Annotated in this window: 14 protein-coding genes; 11 read left to right on the forward strand and 3 right to left on the reverse strand. The window is 68.1% G+C overall.

Annotated elements, in window-relative coordinates; translation table 11 throughout:
• The first annotated feature begins 1 nt into the window (after position 1).
• The 4 genes from ACWF4Z_RS04330 (at position 2) to ACWF4Z_RS04345 (ending at position 4,948) form a co-directional block, all read left to right on the forward strand.
• Positions 2 to 1,153, forward strand: coding sequence for a CaiB/BaiF CoA transferase family protein (locus ACWF4Z_RS04330; protein WP_452241498.1), 1,152 nt, complete (start codon positions 2 to 4; stop codon positions 1,151 to 1,153).
• 171 nt (positions 1,154 to 1,324) lie between these two features.
• Positions 1,325 to 2,911, forward strand: coding sequence for a sugar ABC transporter ATP-binding protein (locus ACWF4Z_RS04335; RefSeq protein ID WP_452241499.1), 1,587 nt, complete (start codon positions 1,325 to 1,327; stop codon positions 2,909 to 2,911).
• Positions 2,908 to 3,927: an ABC transporter permease gene (locus tag ACWF4Z_RS04340; protein WP_452241500.1), complete on the forward strand. Its 1,020-nt coding sequence runs from the start codon at positions 2,908 to 2,910 to the stop codon at positions 3,925 to 3,927. Before ACWF4Z_RS04335 ends, ACWF4Z_RS04340 begins: the two co-directional genes overlap by 4 nt.
• Before the next feature lie 13 nt (positions 3,928 to 3,940).
• Positions 3,941 to 4,948: a substrate-binding domain-containing protein gene (locus ACWF4Z_RS04345; protein WP_452241501.1), complete on the forward strand. Its 1,008-nt coding sequence runs from the start codon at positions 3,941 to 3,943 to the stop codon at positions 4,946 to 4,948.
• Positions 4,949 to 4,973: 25 nt separating this feature from the next.
• On the opposite strand, the gene ACWF4Z_RS04350 is transcribed toward ACWF4Z_RS04345, so the two are convergent.
• Positions 4,974 to 5,969, reverse strand: a complete 996-nt coding sequence (locus ACWF4Z_RS04350; protein ID WP_452241502.1) for a LacI family DNA-binding transcriptional regulator — start codon at positions 5,967 to 5,969, stop codon at positions 4,974 to 4,976.
• Between the two features lie 119 nt (positions 5,970 to 6,088).
• Between ACWF4Z_RS04350 and ACWF4Z_RS04355 the strand changes: the two genes are divergently transcribed.
• The 3 genes from ACWF4Z_RS04355 to ACWF4Z_RS04365 are packed head-to-tail and all read left to right on the forward strand — an operon-like array spanning position 6,089 to position 8,467.
• Complete coding sequence (locus tag ACWF4Z_RS04355; RefSeq protein WP_452241503.1) at positions 6,089 to 7,519, forward strand: malic enzyme-like NAD(P)-binding protein; 1,431 nt, start codon at positions 6,089 to 6,091, stop codon at positions 7,517 to 7,519.
• Positions 7,516 to 7,902, forward strand: coding sequence for a VanZ family protein (locus tag ACWF4Z_RS04360; RefSeq protein ID WP_452241504.1), 387 nt, complete (start codon positions 7,516 to 7,518; stop codon positions 7,900 to 7,902). The genes ACWF4Z_RS04355 and ACWF4Z_RS04360 overlap by 4 nt, the downstream gene beginning before the upstream one ends.
• 7 nt (positions 7,903 to 7,909) lie before the next feature.
• Positions 7,910 to 8,467, forward strand: a complete 558-nt coding sequence (locus ACWF4Z_RS04365; RefSeq protein WP_452241505.1) for a YqgE/AlgH family protein — start codon at positions 7,910 to 7,912, stop codon at positions 8,465 to 8,467.
• Between the two features lie 12 nt (positions 8,468 to 8,479).
• On the opposite strand, the gene ACWF4Z_RS04370 is transcribed toward ACWF4Z_RS04365, so the two are convergent.
• Positions 8,480 to 8,737: a DUF3039 domain-containing protein gene (locus ACWF4Z_RS04370; protein WP_452241506.1), complete on the reverse strand. Its 258-nt coding sequence runs from the start codon at positions 8,735 to 8,737 to the stop codon at positions 8,480 to 8,482.
• Between the two features lie 121 nt (positions 8,738 to 8,858).
• On the opposite strand from ACWF4Z_RS04370, the gene ACWF4Z_RS04375 reads away from it, so the two are divergent.
• The 3 genes from ACWF4Z_RS04375 to ACWF4Z_RS04385 all read left to right on the forward strand — a co-directional run bounded on the left by ACWF4Z_RS04375 (position 8,859) and on the right by ACWF4Z_RS04385 (position 14,810).
• Positions 8,859 to 9,443 carry a Uma2 family endonuclease gene (locus ACWF4Z_RS04375; RefSeq protein WP_452241507.1) on the forward strand — a complete coding sequence of 195 codons (585 nt, stop codon included), beginning with the start codon at positions 8,859 to 8,861 and terminating at the stop codon, positions 9,441 to 9,443.
• A 51-nt stretch (positions 9,444 to 9,494) separates the two neighbouring features.
• Positions 9,495 to 11,297, forward strand: coding sequence for a DEAD/DEAH box helicase (locus ACWF4Z_RS04380; RefSeq protein WP_452241508.1), 1,803 nt, complete (start codon positions 9,495 to 9,497; stop codon positions 11,295 to 11,297).
• 171 nt (positions 11,298 to 11,468) lie between these two features.
• Positions 11,469 to 14,810: a CARDB domain-containing protein gene (locus tag ACWF4Z_RS04385; protein ID WP_452241509.1), complete on the forward strand. Its 3,342-nt coding sequence runs from the start codon at positions 11,469 to 11,471 to the stop codon at positions 14,808 to 14,810.
• 113 nt (positions 14,811 to 14,923) lie between these two features.
• Here ACWF4Z_RS04385 and ACWF4Z_RS04390 read toward each other — a convergent pair whose 3' ends face one another.
• Positions 14,924 to 15,763, reverse strand: a complete 840-nt coding sequence (locus ACWF4Z_RS04390) for a helix-turn-helix transcriptional regulator (RefSeq protein WP_452241510.1) — start codon at positions 15,761 to 15,763, stop codon at positions 14,924 to 14,926.
• 101 nt (positions 15,764 to 15,864) lie between these two features.
• Between ACWF4Z_RS04390 and ACWF4Z_RS04395 the strand changes: the two genes are divergently transcribed.
• Complete coding sequence (locus ACWF4Z_RS04395; RefSeq protein ID WP_452241511.1) at positions 15,865 to 16,593, forward strand: SDR family oxidoreductase; 729 nt, start codon at positions 15,865 to 15,867, stop codon at positions 16,591 to 16,593.
• Positions 16,594 to 16,608: the final 15 nt, after the last annotated feature.

The following is a 16,608-nucleotide window of genomic DNA, read 5'->3' on the forward strand; positions in this document are numbered from 1 at the left end:
CGTGCAGAACCTTCTCTCCGATGTGGTCGTCGTCGATCTGACGCGGGCGTTGGCCGGGCCGCATGCGGCGATGATGCTCGGCGACCTGGGTGCCCGGGTGATCAAGGTCGAGGTGCCGGACCGGGGTGACGACAGCCGGGGCTGGGGACCGCCGTTCGTCGAGGGGGAGTCGACGTACTTCCTGTCCGCGAACCGCAACAAGGAGTCCGTGACCGCCGACCTCAAATCGCCCGACGGCAAGGACTTCCTGACGAAGTTGGTCGGCAAGGCCGACGTACTGATCGAGAACTTCCGGCCCGGGGTGCTCGATCGGCTCGGGTTCTCGACCGAGCGGCTGCACGAGCTGAATCCGGGGCTGGTGATCCTGTCGATCACCGGGTTCGGGCACGACGGGCCGGACGGTGGGCGGGCGGGGTACGACCAGATCGCGCAGGGCGAAGGCGGTCTGATGAGCATCACCGGCGCGGTCGAGCCGACCAAGGTCGGAGCGCCGATCGCGGACCTGCTGGCCGGGATGTACGGCGCTTATGGGGCCGTGGCGGCATTGCACGAGCGGTCGATCACCGGCAAGGGGCGAGTCGTGCGGACCAGCCTGCTCGCGTCGGTGGTTGGTGTACACGCGTTCCACGGGACGAAATGGACAGTCGCGCACGAACTGCCTGAGCGGGTGGGCAATCATCATGCGCAGATCGCGCCGTACGGGATGTACCGGACCTTGGACGACAGCATCCAGGTGGCGGTCGGGAGCGAGGGGCAGTGGCGGACGTTCGCGCCGCTTGTCGGGCTTGATCCGGAGGACGAGCGGTTCGGGACCAACGCGCTGCGGGTGGCGCATCGTGACGAGCTGACCGCGGCGATCGAGACGGCGTTCGCCGGGCAACCCGCCGACGGATGGCTGCAACGCCTTGCAGAGAAGGGGATTCCGGCCGGCAAGGTCCGTGACTTCCAGCAGGTCTACGCGTGGGATCAGACGCTCTCGCAGGGTCTGTTGATCGACGTCGACCACGCCACTCTCGGCAGGATCCAGCTCCCCGGGCCGCCACTGCGCTTCGACGATCAGCCGTACGCCGGAGCCCGCGAAACCAACCTCCCACCGCCACGACTCGGCGAGCACAACGAGTCCGTCCGGGCGTGGCTGGACGAGGACGCCTGACCTTTCCACGGTGCTCGAAAGGCTGGAGCATCTCCGGCCTCCTGAGTCACGGTTCGGACTGACCCGGTCACGAGGGGTTGACGGTGGTCGCGGATGCGGTCTAGCGTCCGGGAAATCGATTACTCACGCCTCGTCGACTCAGCAGATCGATCACTCGCCCGCGGAGGTGTCATGGCCGAGGACGCTCTCCCGACCCCTGGCCTGGTCCGGATGGCCGGGATCGGGAAGCGGTACGGCGGCGTGCAGGCGTGCCAGGACGTCGACTTCAGCCTCGGTGCGGGCGAGGTGCACGCGTTGCTCGGCGAGAACGGCGCCGGCAAGAGCACGCTGATGAAGATCTTGTCCGGTGACGTCACCGGCTACGACGGCACGATCGAGATCAACGGAACGCCGGTCACCTTCAACGGCCCCACCGACGCGCAGTCGGCCGGGATCGCGATGATCCACCAGGAGCTCGACCTCGTTCCCGGCCTGTCGGTCGCCGACAACATCTTCCTCGGCCGCGAACTCCGCACCAGGCTCAAGACGGTCGACCGCCGCCGGATGGATCGGGAGGCCCGCGCGTTGCTGGAACGCAGCGGCGTCCGCCTCGATCCCCGCCGGCCGGTCGGCGACCTGCGCGTCGGCGAACAGCAGCTCGTCACGATCGCGAAGGCGATCTCGCTCGATGCCCGCGTCCTGATCATGGACGAGCCGACCTCCGCGCTCACCACCGCCGAGGTCGAGCGGCTCTTCGACGTGATCCGCGAACTGCGCCTGAGCGGCGTCGGCATCGTGTACATCTCCCATCGCATGGAGGAGATCGCCCAGGTCGCCGACCGGGCGACCGTCCTGCGCAACGGCCGGATCGTGACCAGCTTCGACCCGCGAAAACTCAGTACCGCCGAGGTCGTCGAGGCGATGGTCGGACGACCGGTGCAGACCATGTTCACGACACCCGACGCCGACACCGGCGACGAGCTCCTCCGCGTCGACAACCTGACCCTGACGCCGCGTCGCCCCCGCGCCGGCCGTCGTGATCCCGACGGTATCTCGCTGACCGTCCGCGCCGGCGAGATCGTCGGCCTCGCCGGTCTGCTCGGTGCCGGCCGCACCGAACTCCTCGAGACCCTGTACGGCGTTGCTCCGGCCGGCACCCGGACCGGCCGGATCCTTCTGCAAGGACAGGAGATTCGCCTGCGTGGACCACGCCAAGCACTTGCCCAGGGCATCGGTTTCGTCCCCGAGGACCGGCGGGCGTCCGGGCTCGTCCTGTTCCACTCGATCCTCGCGAACACGGTCCTGTCGAGCCTCCCGTCGTACGGCCGTCTCGGTGTGATCGTGCGGCGGATGGAACGCGCGGCGTCGGTCACGATGGCGGATCGGTTGCGGCTCAAGTTCGGCCGGTTGCAGGACGAGGTCGGCACGCTGTCGGGAGGCAATCAGCAGAAGGTCGTGTTCGGCCGGATGCTGCTGACCGAGCCTCGATTGCTGTTGCTGGACGAGCCGACGCGCGGCGTCGATGTCGGCGCCAAGGCCGAGATCTACCGGCTGCTCGGCGAGCTCGCCGGCCAAGGCCTCGGCGTACTGCTCGCCTCGTCCGAACTGCCGGAACTGATCGGCGTCTGCGACCGCGTCGTCGTACTCCGCGACGGCCGTGACGTCGCTTCGTTCAGCACGGCGGACTCCGGGGAGGGAGATCTGTTGGCGGCGGCGATGGGTGAAGGTGCTGGCCTGGAGAAGATCGGCACAGTTGAGGAAGTCGGAGGGGTGCAGTGACCGACGTCGTAGCGGACAAGGCGGTGCCGGCGGAGAAGGCCTCCGTGGTGGCGACGCTGTTCCGGTTCCAGAGTGTGTTCGGGCTGCTCGCGGTGTTCGTCGCGGCGATCATCTTCTCGCCGCGCAAGGACGGCGAGATCCTGTTCATCAGCGCGGACAACCTGGCCAACGTGGTCCGCGCCGTGTCGGAGATCGGGATCATCGCGGTCGGGATGACGTTCGTGATCCTGATCGGCGGGATCGATCTGTCGGTCGGTGCGGTGCTCGGGCTGGCCGCCGTCGGTTCGGCCGTCCTGATGGTCGAGGACGACTGGGGCTTCCTGCCGTCCGTCCTGCTGGTGCTGGTGATCGGCCTCGTTTTCGGTGCCCTGCAAGGGATCGCGACGGCGATGATCGGGATCCAGTCCTTCATCGTCACCCTCGCCGGCCTGCAGATAGCCCGTGGCCTGGCCCGGATCTGGTCCGGTGGCCAGGGCGTCGCGATCGCGTACGGCGACGGGCCGCACGAGGCGCCGGATTCGTTCGCGATCCTCGGCGAGCGGACATTCGGCGGGCTGGTGCCGATCCCGGTGCTGATCTTCGCGGTGGTCGCGATCGCCGCAATCGTGTTCCTGCGGGTGAGTGCGTTCTCCCGGCATCTGTATGCGGTCGGTGGGAACGAGAAGGCCGCGCGGCTGTCCGGCGTGCCCGTGGTCCGGGTGAAGATCGCGGTCTTCGCGATCTGCGGGTTGCTCGCCTCCCTGGCCGGCATCGTCCACGCCGTCCAGCTGAACCAGGGCAGCCCGAACGACGGGATCGGCTACGAGCTGGACGCGATCGCCGCGGTGGTGATCGGCGGGACCAGCCTGGCCGGTGGCCGGGGCTCGGTGGCCGGGACGGTCGCCGGCGCGCTCCTGCTCGGCGTACTGAACAACATCCTTGCCCTGAACAACATCGACTCCAACATCCAGCTACTGATCAAGGGACTCGTGATCGTTGCCGCGGCCGCGCTGCAGCGACTCCGTCCCGCGTCGTGAGGAAGGCTCCGTCATGCGTACATCGAGAATCGCCCCCGCCGTGGTGGCCGTCGCCGCCCTGGTTCTCGCCGGTTGCGGGACCACGAACGAACGGACCTCGGGCAGTTCGTCGCCCGGGGCATCGAAGTCGTGCAAGGGTGCCGATGGCAAGTACACGATCGGGATGAGTCAGGCCAACGTCGCCGAGCCGTACCGGCAGCGGATGGACGACGACATCAAGGCGGCGGCCAAGGACGTGCCGCAGTTCGACGTGAAGTTCGCCGATGCGGCGCAGGACAACGCCAAGCAGGTGGCGGATGTGGAGAACTACCTGACCCAGCAGATCGACCTGCTGATCATCAGCCCGAACGAGGCCAAGCCGCTGACCGCGGTGGTCAAGAAGGCCTATGACAAGGGCATCCCGGTGATCGTCTTGGACCGGAAGGTCGAAGGGGACGCGTACACCGGGTTCATCGGCGGGGACAACGTCCAGATCGGCACCGAGGCCGGCAAGTACATCGCGGAGAAACTGCTGCCTCAGGGTGGCAATGTTGTCGAGCTCAAGGGCCTGGCCGGCGCGACGCCGCAGGCCGAGCGGCACGACGGGTTCATGGCGGGGATCAAGGAGAACCCGAAGGTGAAGGTGATCGCGGCCGCGAGCGGTGACTGGCTGCGGGAGAAGGGCCAGTCGCAGATGGACGCGCTGCTGAAGGCGAATCCGAAGATCGATGTGGTGTTCTCGCACAACGACCCGATGGCCGAGGGCGCCTACCTGGCCGCCAAGTCGGTCGGTCGCGAGAAGGAGATGAAGTTCACCGGCATCGACGCGCTCCCGATCCCGTCCGGTGGCATCAAGGCCGTCGAGGAAGGCCGCCTGTCGGCCACCTTCACCTACCCCACCAACGGCAAGGAAGCCATCGCCGCCGCCAAGAAGCTCCTGATCGACTGCGGCACCATCGAGAAGACCCAGACGTTGCCCACCCGCCTCATCGACCCCTCGAACGCCGCCAAGATCTACGCCGAGGAAAACCCCACCGGCTGAGGTGGGCCGGCCAGACCGATCGGGCTCAGCTGCGGCGTGAGCTGGCTCGTTCGATCAGGCGGGCGCCGAGGGTGGTTGCGGTGGGTGGTCTGGTGTTGTCGGTGATCCGGGCGAGGAGCAGGCGGGCGGCCGCCGTACCGATCTCGTACGCGGGTTGGGCGACGACCGTCAGCGGCGGGTCGAGGAGCTCGGCCCACGGCGCGTCGTCGAAGGCGACCAGGCCTACCTCGGCGCCGGGGCGGAGCTTCAACTCTCGCAGGGCGCGGAGGACGCCGACCGCCATCGCGCTGTTGGCGATCAGTACGGCGTCCGGCGGGTCTGGTTGGGAGAAGAGGTCCAGCGCGGCCCGGTGGGCGCCGGTCGCCTTGTACTCGGCTCGTCGTACCAGCTTCGGCGTACTGCGGCGGCGTGCTGCCTTCAGGGCGTCGCGGTAGCCGGCCAGGCGGTCGTCGGCGGTGCGGACGCCTGGTGGGCCGGTGATGCAGGCGATCCGGTCGTAGCCTTGGGCAATCAAGTGGGTGGTGGCCTGGCGGGCGGCCAGGCGGGTGTCCACGAGGACGACGTCGCTGTCCTGGCCGGGGAGTGGGCGGTCGACCGCGACGTACGCCGTACCTCGGCCGGCCAGTTTGGCGACGGAGGTCGACGTACCGCTCGGGGAGAGGATGACGCCCGCGACGCGCTCCTGGATGGCGATGTCGATGTACCGGTTCTCCTTGTCACCGCTCTCGTCGGAGTTGCACAGGACAACGGAGTAGCCGACCTCATGGGCGACGTCCTCGACGCCGCGGGCGATCGCGGTGAAGAACGGGTTCTCCACGTCGGAGATGATCAGCGCGACCACGGCGGCCTCTTGGCGGCGCAGATTCCGGGCCGGGCCGTTGGGCTGGTAGCCGAGCTCGGTCGCGGCCAGGCGGACCCGCGCGACCAGGTCCGGGTCGACGGTCGGCTTACCGTTCAGCGCGCGGGACACCGTCGCCGTGGACACCCCGGCCAGCGCCGCCACATCGCTGATAGTCGGCACCTCTCAACCCCTTCCTGCCCGAACAGTAGCCGCTCGGGTAATGGATTTCCCAGCGGTCTGCCATGCACTTAACGTACGTAACCCCAAAGCCTTACCAGTGGCGTGAGAGGATCACCCGCGTGACTGCCTTGCCGAGTGTTTCGTACTCCATCACCGTTCGCCTCGAGGTGCCTGCGGGTGGCTCGACGGTGAGCAAGCTGACGACCGCGGTCGAGCAGGCCGGCGGTCTGGTCACCGCGCTCGACGTGACCGCGTCCGGCCATGAGCGCCTCCGGATCGACGTCACCTGCGCGGCCGCCGACACCGAGCACGCGGGCCGGCTGGTCGAGGCGATGCGCGCCGTACCGGGCGTCGAGATCGACCGGGTCTCGGACCGGACCTTCCTGATGCACCTCGGCGGCAAGATCTCGATGGAGGCCAAGCACCCGATCCGCAACCGTGACGACCTGTCGATGATCTACACGCCGGGTGTCGCGCGGGTCTGTCTGGCGATCGCGGCCAACCCCGAGGACGCCCGCCGGCTGACGATCAAGCGCAACAGCGTCGCGGTCGTGACCGACGGCTCCGCCGTACTGGGGCTGGGCAACATCGGCCCGAAGGCCGCGCTGCCGGTGATGGAGGGAAAGGCGGCGCTGTTCAAGCGGTTCGCCGGGATCGACGCGTGGCCGCTGTGCCTGGACACCCAGGACACGGACGCGATCGTCCAGATCGTCAAGGCGATCGCTCCTGGATTCGCCGGCATCAACCTGGAGGACATTTCCGCACCACGTTGCTTCGAGATCGAGGCGCGGTTGCGGGAGGAGCTCGACATCCCGGTCTTCCACGACGACCAGCACGGTACGGCGGTCGTCGTACTCGGCGCCCTCTACAACGCGCTCCGCGTGGTCGGCAAGGACATCGGCGCGGTGCAAGTGGTCCTGTCGGGAGCGGGAGCAGCCGGTACGGCGATTCTCAAGCTGCTACTGCTGGCCGGGGTCAAGGACGCGGTCGTCGCCGACATCGACGGCGTCATCCACACCGAGCGCGACGGCCTGTCGCCCGAGCTGCGCTGGATCGCGGAGAACACCAACGCCGCCAAGTACAGCGGTGACCTGAAGGGTGCGCTGGCCGGCGCGGACGTGTTCATCGGCGTCTCCGCTCCGAACATCCTGACCGGCGACGACATCGCCACCATGAACGAGGACGCCATCGTGTTCGCGCTGGCCAACCCGGTCGCCGAGGTCGATCCGGTCGAGGCCGGCGAGCACGCGGCCGTGGTCGCGACCGGCCGCAGCGACTACCCGAACCAGATCAACAACGTGCTGGTCTTCCCGGGCGTCTTCCGCGGTCTGCTCGACGCGCAGTCGTCGAAGGTGTCGATCGAGATGGAGCTGGCCGCGGCCAAGGCGCTGGCCGGTGTCGTCACCGACGAGGAGCTGAACGCGACCTACATCGTGCCGAGCGTCTTCCACCCGGAGGTGCACACGCGGGTGGCGCACGCCGTCCGCGAGGCGGCCGGTGGCAAGGCTCCGGCCCAGGAGACCTTCCTGGACGACTCACCGGTCCTGTGACCTCGTCGGTGGCGACCGAGTCGCGGGTGCGGGTCTGGGCCTGGCGGATCGGGTTCCTGGCGGCGGTGGCGCTGCAGTTGTACGGCGTGTACGCGCCGAAGGAGCCTGCTCCGGACACCGGGATCCCGATGGCGGACAAGTTCGCGCATCTGTTCCTGTTCGGGTCGGTCGCGTTCCTCGGGCTGAAGGCGCGCGTGCCGGCGCGCTGGCTGCTGGGCGCACTGGTCGCGAACGCGGTCCTCAGCGAGCTCGCGCAGCACTACCTGCTGCCCCAGCGCGACGGAGACGTCTTCGACGTACTGGCCGATGTGATCGGTGTCGCCCTCGGCGCGTGGCTCGGCTTCAGGGTGCTCCGTGGTACTTGGTTGCCGGGCACGACATGATGGGTGCATGACGGCCACGACCCTGACCGGTTCGCTGCTCGTGGCGACCCCGTTGCTCGACGAGCCGCCCTTCCGCCGGTCGGTGATCCTACTGCTGGATCACGACGACGACGGCGCACTGGGAGTGGTGGTGAATCGCGCGGCCGATCTGGCCGTCGACCGGGTGCTTCCGGACTGGTCCACCACGGTGAACGAGCCCGGTGTGCTGTTCATGGGTGGCCCGGTCGGCACCGACAGCGCCCTGGCCGTTGCCGAGGTGATCGAGTCCGCCGACCCGCCTGGCTGGCGGGAGTGTTTCGGCCGGATCGGGCTGATCGATCTCGACGTACCGCCCGCGCTCCTGGAGGGTGCGATCCAGCGGATGCGCATCTTCGCCGGGTACGCCGGCTGGTCCAGCGGGCAGCTCGAGGGTGAGATCACCGAGGGCGCCTGGTACGTCGTCGAGTCCAGGCCCGACGACGTGTTCGGCCTGCACCCGGACACGCTGTGGCGCCGGGTGCTGCGGCGTCAGAAGGATCAGCTGGCGTATCTCGCGACGTACCCGGACGATCCGACCCAGAACTGACGCTGAACCGACCTACTCGTCGCCGTCGTCACCGGGGTTGAGCGACTCCCAGATCTCCTTGCACTCCGGGCACACCGGGAAGCGCTGCGGGTCGCGGCTCGGGACCCACACCTTGCCGCAGAGCGCGACCACCGGCGTCCCCATCACCATCGCCTCGGTCAGCTTGTCCTTCTGGACATAGTGCGAGAACCGCTCGTGATCGCCGTCTTCCAGCGGCTGCGTGCGCTCATCGACGACCGTGTCGGCGCCGGGGCTCAGCTGAGTACTCATGCCCCCGAGTGTAGGCCGCGTCACCACCCGATCCGGAACTTTTCCACAGGCACCAGATTCGCCGGGGCAACCCGGGGCAGATCCCGGCATGTTCTAGGTATGACCAACCCAAGGAGGCACCATGAGTCTTGTGGAACGAATTCCAGCCGAGTCCCTGCCCGAAGCCGGGATCTACTCGAGACCAGCTCGACCGCTGACCAGAGCCGACCTCGATCGGATGCCCGATGACGGGTACCGGCACGAGCTCATCGACGGAGCCCTGCTCGTGACGCCCGCGCCGTCACCACGACACCAGACCGTCGTCGCGGGGATCTACCTGGCTCTCCGGGCGGCCTGCCCGCCGGACCTTCAGGTGCTGTTCGCGCCGCTCGATGTGGTGCTGGCGCCGGACACGGTGATGGAGCCCGATGTGCTGGTGGCGCGGCGTGCCGACTTCACCAAGCGCGATCTGCCGAAGGCGCCGCTGCTCGCTGTGGAGGTGCTGTCGCCGAGTACGCGCCGGTTCGATCTCATGGTCAAGTGGTCGCGGTACCAGGACGCCGGGTGTGCGTCGTACTGGGTGGTGGATCCCGACACGCCGAGTGTGATCGCGTGGGAGTTGCGGGATGGCGCATATGCGCAGGTCGCGAAGGCCACCGGGGACGAATCGGTGCGGCTGACGAGTCCGTTCGAGGTGACGGTGGTGGCGGCGGATCTGATCTCGTGACGAATCTCGGGTAACGTTCCTGCACGGCCGACAGTCGACTAACGGGGGAGTATGCCGTCCGTGGATTCGAGCGTGCCACCGGTGCCGGCTGTGCTTCCGCCGGCGTACCCGGATCGCGCCGCCTGGGGGACCGCGAGCAAGCTGCGGGCCTGGCAGGCGGAGGCGCTCAAGCTGTATCTCGACACGCAACCGCGTGACTTCCTCGCGGTGGCGACGCCGGGCGCCGGGAAGACGACGTTCGCGCTGACCGTCGCCGCCGAGCTGTTGCACCGGCGGTTGATCGAGCGCATCACGGTGGTGACGCCGACCGAGCACCTGAAGATCCAGTGGGCCGACGCCGCCGACCGGGCCGGGATCGCGATCGATCCCGCGTTCGCCGGGCGGCGTGGCAAGACGAACAAGGATTTCCAGGGCGTCGCGGTGACGTATGCCGGGGTCGCGGTCAACCCGCTGGCGTTCCGGGTCCGGACCGAGCGGTTCAAGACGCTGGTGATCCTGGACGAGGTGCACCACGGCGGTGACGCGCTGAGCTGGGGTGAGGGTGTCCGGGAGGCGTTCGAGCCCGCGGCCCGGCGGTTGTGCCTGACCGGTACGCCGTTCCGCAGTGACGACAACCCGATTCCGTTCGTGACGTACGAGCACGGGCACGACGGGGCTGCGCGGAGCAAGGCCGACTACACGTACGGCTACGGGCACGCGCTGGCGGATCACGTCGTCCGGCCGGTGATCTTCATGTCGTACTCCGGGGAGATGCGGTGGCGGACCAAGGCGGGTGACGAGGTCGCGGCGCGGCTTGGTGAGCCGTTGACCAAGGACCTGACCGCGCAGGCGTTGCGTACGGCGCTCGACCCGGCCGGGGAGTGGATGCCTGCCGTGCTGGCGGCGGCTGACAAGCGGCTGACCGAGGTGCGGCGGCACATGCCTGACGCCGGAGCGCTGGTGATCTCCGGTGATCAGAACACGGCCCGTGCGTATGCGAAGACGCTGCGGGAGCTGACCGGCGAGGCGCCGACCGTCGTACTGTCCGACGAGAAGGCAGCGAGCAAGAAGATCGCGAAGTTCTCCGAGGGGGACTCGCGGTGGATGGTCGCGGTCCGGATGGTCTCCGAGGGTGTGGACGTGCCGCGGCTGGCGGTCGGCGTGTACGCGACGCCGACGTCGACGCCGCTGTACTTCGCGCAGGCGATCGGGCGGTTCGTGCGGGCCCGGAAGCGGGGTGAGACGGCGTCGGTCTTCGTGCCGTCGGTGACGCGGTTGCTGGGGTTCGCGGCCGAGATGGAGGTCGAGCGGGATCACGTGCTCGGCCGGAAGAACAGCAACGACGACGGCGACATCTTCGCGCTCGAGGACGACCTGCTCGCGAAGGCGAACCAGGCCGAGGGTGCCAGCGACGAGCTGGACGCGAAGTTCGAGGCACTCGGGTCGGATGCGAGCTTCGACCGGGTCGTGTTCGACGGCGGTGACTACGGGACCGGCGGGGACCAGGCGTCGGACGAGGAGCTCGACTTCCTCGGCCTGCCGGGGTTGCTGGAGCCCGACCAGGTCCGCGAGTTGCTGCAGAAGCGCCAGGCGAAGTCGGTCGCCGCGCAGAAGAAGTCCCGTCCGTCGTCGTCTGACGAGCGTGAAGACCCGACGCCGGTCGAGCTGGCGACGCACGAGCAGGTCTCCCTCCTCCGCCGCGAACTCAACGGCCTGGTCGCCGCCTGGCACCACCGCACCGGCCAGCCCCACGGCGTCATCCACAACGACCTCCGCCGCAAGCTAGGCGGCCCCGCTGCCGCCCACGCCTCCTCCACCCAACTGAAAGACCGCATACACCTGATCCGAGACTGGGCCACCCAGCGCCGAGCCTGAACAACACCCAGCTCCGCCGGAGGTGGGGTGATGGTTTCTGTGGGTGGTGAGGTGTTGACGTTGGGCTAGGGGTGCTGCAACATTCGGGTACCTGCGCTGCAAAAAGTTGTCAGAGTTGTGCAATTTTTGTAGAGCAGGGTCCCTCCCACCGCCCACGACGGAGGACTCCTCGTGCATCGTCCGAAGAACGTTCGACGGCTTCTGCTGGTGCTGGCGGTGATCGCGGTCGGCCTGCTGCCGGGCCACGCGACCGCGGCCGTCACCGCCAACCTCGCCAAGACCCTGACCGCCAGCAGCTCTCTCGGCGCCTACCCGAGCGGCAACGCCGGCGACGGCAACCAGAACACCTACTGGGAGAGCAACAACAACGCGTTCCCGCAGTGGATCCAGGCCGACTTCGGTGCGGCCAACGACGTCAACCAGGTCACCCTGAAGCTCCCGTCCGGCTGGGGCGCCCGCAGCCAGACGATCACCGTCCAGGGCAGCACGAACGGATCCACGTTCAGCACCCTGGTCGCCAGTACGGCGTACTCCTTCAGCGGGACCAACACCGTCACGATCAACTTCACCACCACGTCCGCGCGCTACGTCCGGCTGACCTTCACCGCGAACACCGGCTGGCCGGCCGCCCAACTGTCCGAGTTCGAGCTGGCTGGACCTGGTGGCGGGCCCGTCGAACCTCCGACCGGTACCAACCTCGCGACCGGCAAACCGGTCGAGGCCTCGTCGTCGGTCTTCGGCTTCGTCGCCGCGAACGCGAACGACGGCGACATCGGCACGTACTGGGAGTCGAACGGCTTCCCGTCCACGCTCACCGTCAAGCTCGGCGCGAACGCCGACCTGAGCTCGCTCGTGGTCAAGCTCAACCCCGACCCGGTCTGGGGTCCCAGGACGCAAAGCATCCAGGTCCTCGGCCGCGAACAGTCCTCGACCACCTTCACCTCCCTGCTGGCCCAGACCGACTACCAGTTCAATGCCTCGAGCAACCAGAACTCGATCACGATCCCGGTCACCGGCCGGTACGCCGACGTACGCCTGCAGTTCTTCACCAACACCGGCGCACCCGGCGGTCAGGTCGCCGACTTCCAGATCTTCGGTACGGCGGCGCCGAACCCGGACCTCGTGGTCACCTCCGTCGACTGGACCCCCGTCAACCCGACCGAGACCACGCCGATCACGCTCCAAGCCACCGTCAAGAACAACGGCACCGCGGCAGCGCCCGCCAGCAGCCTGAACTTCCTGCTCGGCGGTTCGGTCGCCGGCACCGCCTCCGTCGGCGCGCTCGCGGCCGGCGCCTCCACCACGGTCACCGCGAACGCCGGAACCCGTGCCCAAGGCAACTACACGGTCGCCGCGGTGGCCGATCCCACCAACGCCGTCGTCGAACAGAACGACACCAACAACACCCTCCAAGCGTCGACCCAACTGACCGTCGCGCAAGCACCCGGACCGGACCTCCAGGTCACCAACATCACCTCGAGCCCGTCCAACCCGGCGCCCGGATCGCAGGTCTCGTTCACGGTTGCCGTGAACAACCGGGGTACGACGGCCTCCGCGGCCAGCGTCACCCGGCTCGCCGTCGGTAGCACCACCCTGAACGGCAACACCGCAGCAATCGCGGCCGGTGCGACCGCGAACGTCGCGATGACCGGGACCTGGACGGCGACCAACGGCGGCGCCACTCTCTTCGCGACCGCCGACGCGACCAATACCGTTGCCGAGACCAACGAAACCAACAACACGCTGACCCGCTCGATCGTGGTCGGCCGCGGCGCCGCCGTACCGTTCACGTCGTACGAGGCAGAGGCCGCCGACTACAACGGCACGCTGCTCACGGCCGACGCGCTGCGGACGTTCGGTCACACGAACTTCGCGACCGAGTCGTCCGGCCGGCAGTCGGTCCGGCTGAACTCGACCGGCCAGTTCGTCGAGTTCACCTCGACCACGCCGACCAACTCGATCGTGGTCCGCAACTCGATCCCCGACTCGGCCAACGGCCAGGGCATCGACGCAACCATCAGCCTGTACGTCAACGGCACCTTCAAGCAGAAGCTCAATCTGAGCAGCCACAACAGCTGGCTCTACGGCACCACCGACGCGCCCGAAGGGCTCACCAATACCCCGGGTGGCGACGCCCGGCGGCTCTTCGACGAGTCACACGCGCTGCTGAACCAGTCCTACCCGGTCGGCACCAAGTTCAAGTTGCAGCGCGACTCCGGCGACTCGGCGTCGTTCTACATCATCGACATGATCGACCTCGAGCAGGTCGCGGCGCCGCTGACCCAACCGGCCGGCTGCACGTCGATCACGCAGTACGGCGCGATTCCGGACGACGGAATCGACGACGCCGACGCGATCCAGCGGGCTGTCACCGACGACCAGAACGGCGTGATCAGCTGCGTCTGGATCCCGTCCGGCCAGTGGCGCCAGGAGAAGAAGATCCTGACCGACGACCCGTTGAACCGGGGTCAGTACAACCAGGTCGGGATCAGCAACACCACCATCCGCGGCGCGGGCATGTGGTACTCCCAGCTCTATTCGACCATCGAGCCGCAGAACGCCGGCGGCATCAACCATCCGCACGAGGGCAACTTCGGCTTCGACATCGACAAGAACGTGCAGCTGTCGGACATCGCAATCTTCGGCTCCGGCCGGATCCGTGGCGGTGACGGCAACGCCGAGGGCGGCGTCGGCCTGAACGGCCGCTTCGGTACCGGGACGAAGATCACCAACGTCTGGATCGAGCACGCGAACGTCGGGGTCTGGGTCGGCCGCGACTACGACAACATCCCCGATCTGTGGGGTCCGGCCGACGGGCTGGAGTTCAGCGGGATGCGGATCCGCGACACCTACGCCGACGGGATCAACCTCACCAACGGCAGCCGCAACTCGAAGGTCTTCAACTCGTCGTTCCGTACCACCGGTGACGACGCGCTGGCGGTCTGGGCGAGCAAGTACGTCAAGGACCAGTCGGTCGACATCGGTCACGACAACTCGTTCGTCAACAACACCATCCAGCTGCCGTGGCGGGCCAACGGCATCGCGATCTACGGCGGCTACGGCAACAACATCCAGAACAACCTGATCTACGACACGATGAACTACCCCGGCATCATGCTGGCGACCGATCACGACCCGCTGCCGTTCTCCGGTACGACGTTGATCGCCAACAACGCGCTGTACCGCTGCGGCGGGGTGTTCTGGAACGAGGACCAGGAGTTCGGCGCGATCACGCTGTTCCCGTCGAACCTGCCGATCCCCGGCGTCACGATCCGCGACACCGAGATCTACGACTCGACGTACGACGGGATCCAGTTCAAGACCGGCGGCGGTGAGATGCCGAACGTCGCCATCACCAACGTCAAGATCGACAAGTCGAACAACGGCTCCGGCATTCTCGCGATGGGCGGCGCCCGCGGTAACGCCACCCTGAGCAATGTCGTGGTCACGAACTCCCGCGACGGCGACATCGTCAAGGAGCCCGGCTCGACCTTCACCTTCAGCGGGCAGTAGCCCGCCAACGGCGTGGGATCGGAGCCACGCCCCAGTCGTCACCGGGTCACTGCCCCGTCCCGGTGATACCCCGAGCCCCCGCACCCCGTCCCGAGGTGCGGGGGCTCCGACTGTCACTGGGTGGTGAGCGCTTGGGTGCCGATCACGTCGAGGAGGCGGATCGCCTGGTCGGAAGGGGAGCCGGGCTCGGCCGTGTACAGGACGACCCGCTGATCGCGCTCCGGGATGACGAGCAGCTCGCAGATCACGTCGATCCGGCCGACCTCCGGGTGGAAGATCGTCTGGCACAAAGACTGCTGCCGGCCGACCTCGTGCCGCGCCCAGATCTCCGCGAACTCCGGGCTGCCGTCGATCAGGTCGCGCACCAACCGGGCGATGGCCGGATCGTCGGGATACCTGCTGGTCGCGGCGCGCAGATCGGCGGCCGTCTCGCGAGCGAACTCCCGGGTCGCCTCCGCGCCGAAGCGTTCCGATTGCCGGTCGCTCAGGAAGCGCAGCCGCAGCAGGTTCCGATCGCGCGCCGCCAAGGCAGAGAAGTCCGTGATCAGCGCCGCAGCCAGCCCGTTCCAGGCGAGAACGTCGTACTTGGCATCCAGGACCAGTCCTGGTACGTCGAGCCTCGCCAGCATCCGCAGTACTCCGGTCCGCACCTCGGCCGGTGGTCCTGGCGGTGGGCCAGGTTGCTCACCGGCGAGCCGGAACAGGTGGTCCCGTTCGGCGTCGGACAGCCGCAGGGCACGGGCGAGCCCGGTCAGCACCGGGCGGGACGGATGCGGCCCTCGGCCCTGCTCGAGTCGGGTGTAGTAGTCGGTCGACATGGTCGCGAGGCTCGCGACCTCCTCCCGGCGCAGGCCCGGCGTACGGCGGCGCAGTCCGGCGGGCAGCCCGACATCCGACGGCTGCAGCGCCTCCCGTCGTACCCGCAGGAACTCCGCGAGCTGTTCCCGATCCATGCCCCCAGCATCCCAGCCGTCGCCAACCTCATCCAGGGACTGCCGGTCCCAGGCTCACCTCGCTCTGCCTGGGTACGCCGGATCGCACCAGCCTGGATCGCATGGACACGCAGAAGATCGCGCTCGTGACGGGCGCCAACAAAGGGATCGGCAAGGAGATCGCCCGGCAGCTCGGGGCGGCCGGATTCACCGTGCTGGTGGGATCGAGGGATCAGCATCGCGGTGAACTGGCCGCGAAGGAGTTGGTTGCCGAGGGCCACGATGCCGTCGGCATCCAGCTCGAGGTGACCGATGAGAAGTCGGTAGGGGCCGCGGCGTCGTGGATCGAGAGTGAGTACGGGCGGCTGGACGTGCTGGTGAACAACGCGGCGATCATCCCGGTCGGTGATGACGCGGTGTCGCGGATGGAGAGCGACGTACTGAGGTCGGCGTTCGAGACGAACGTGATCGGGCTGGTGTCGGTGACGCGGGCGGTGCTGCCGCTGCTGGCCCGGGCCGAGCAGGCGCGCGTCGTCAATCTGTCGACGGCGCTGGCGTCGTTCGCGCAGGTGAGCGATCCCGAGTCACGGATGTCGACGGTCATGATGCTCGGGTACAACTCGTCCAAGGCCGCGGCGAACATGGTCACAGTCATGCTGGCGAACGAACTCCGCGGCACCGGCATCCTGGTGAACGGCGCCGATCCCGGAAAGTGCGCCACCGACATGGGCGGCCTGGACACGCCGCGAACGCCGGCCCAGGGCGCGGCGGTCGCGGTCCGGCTGGCAACGCTGCCGCCCGGCGGTCCTACGGGCGAGGTGCACGCCGAGGAAGGCCGCCTGGACTGGTGACGACCCTCTCTCTTG

The organism is Kribbella sp. NPDC055071 (assembly GCF_053608045.1).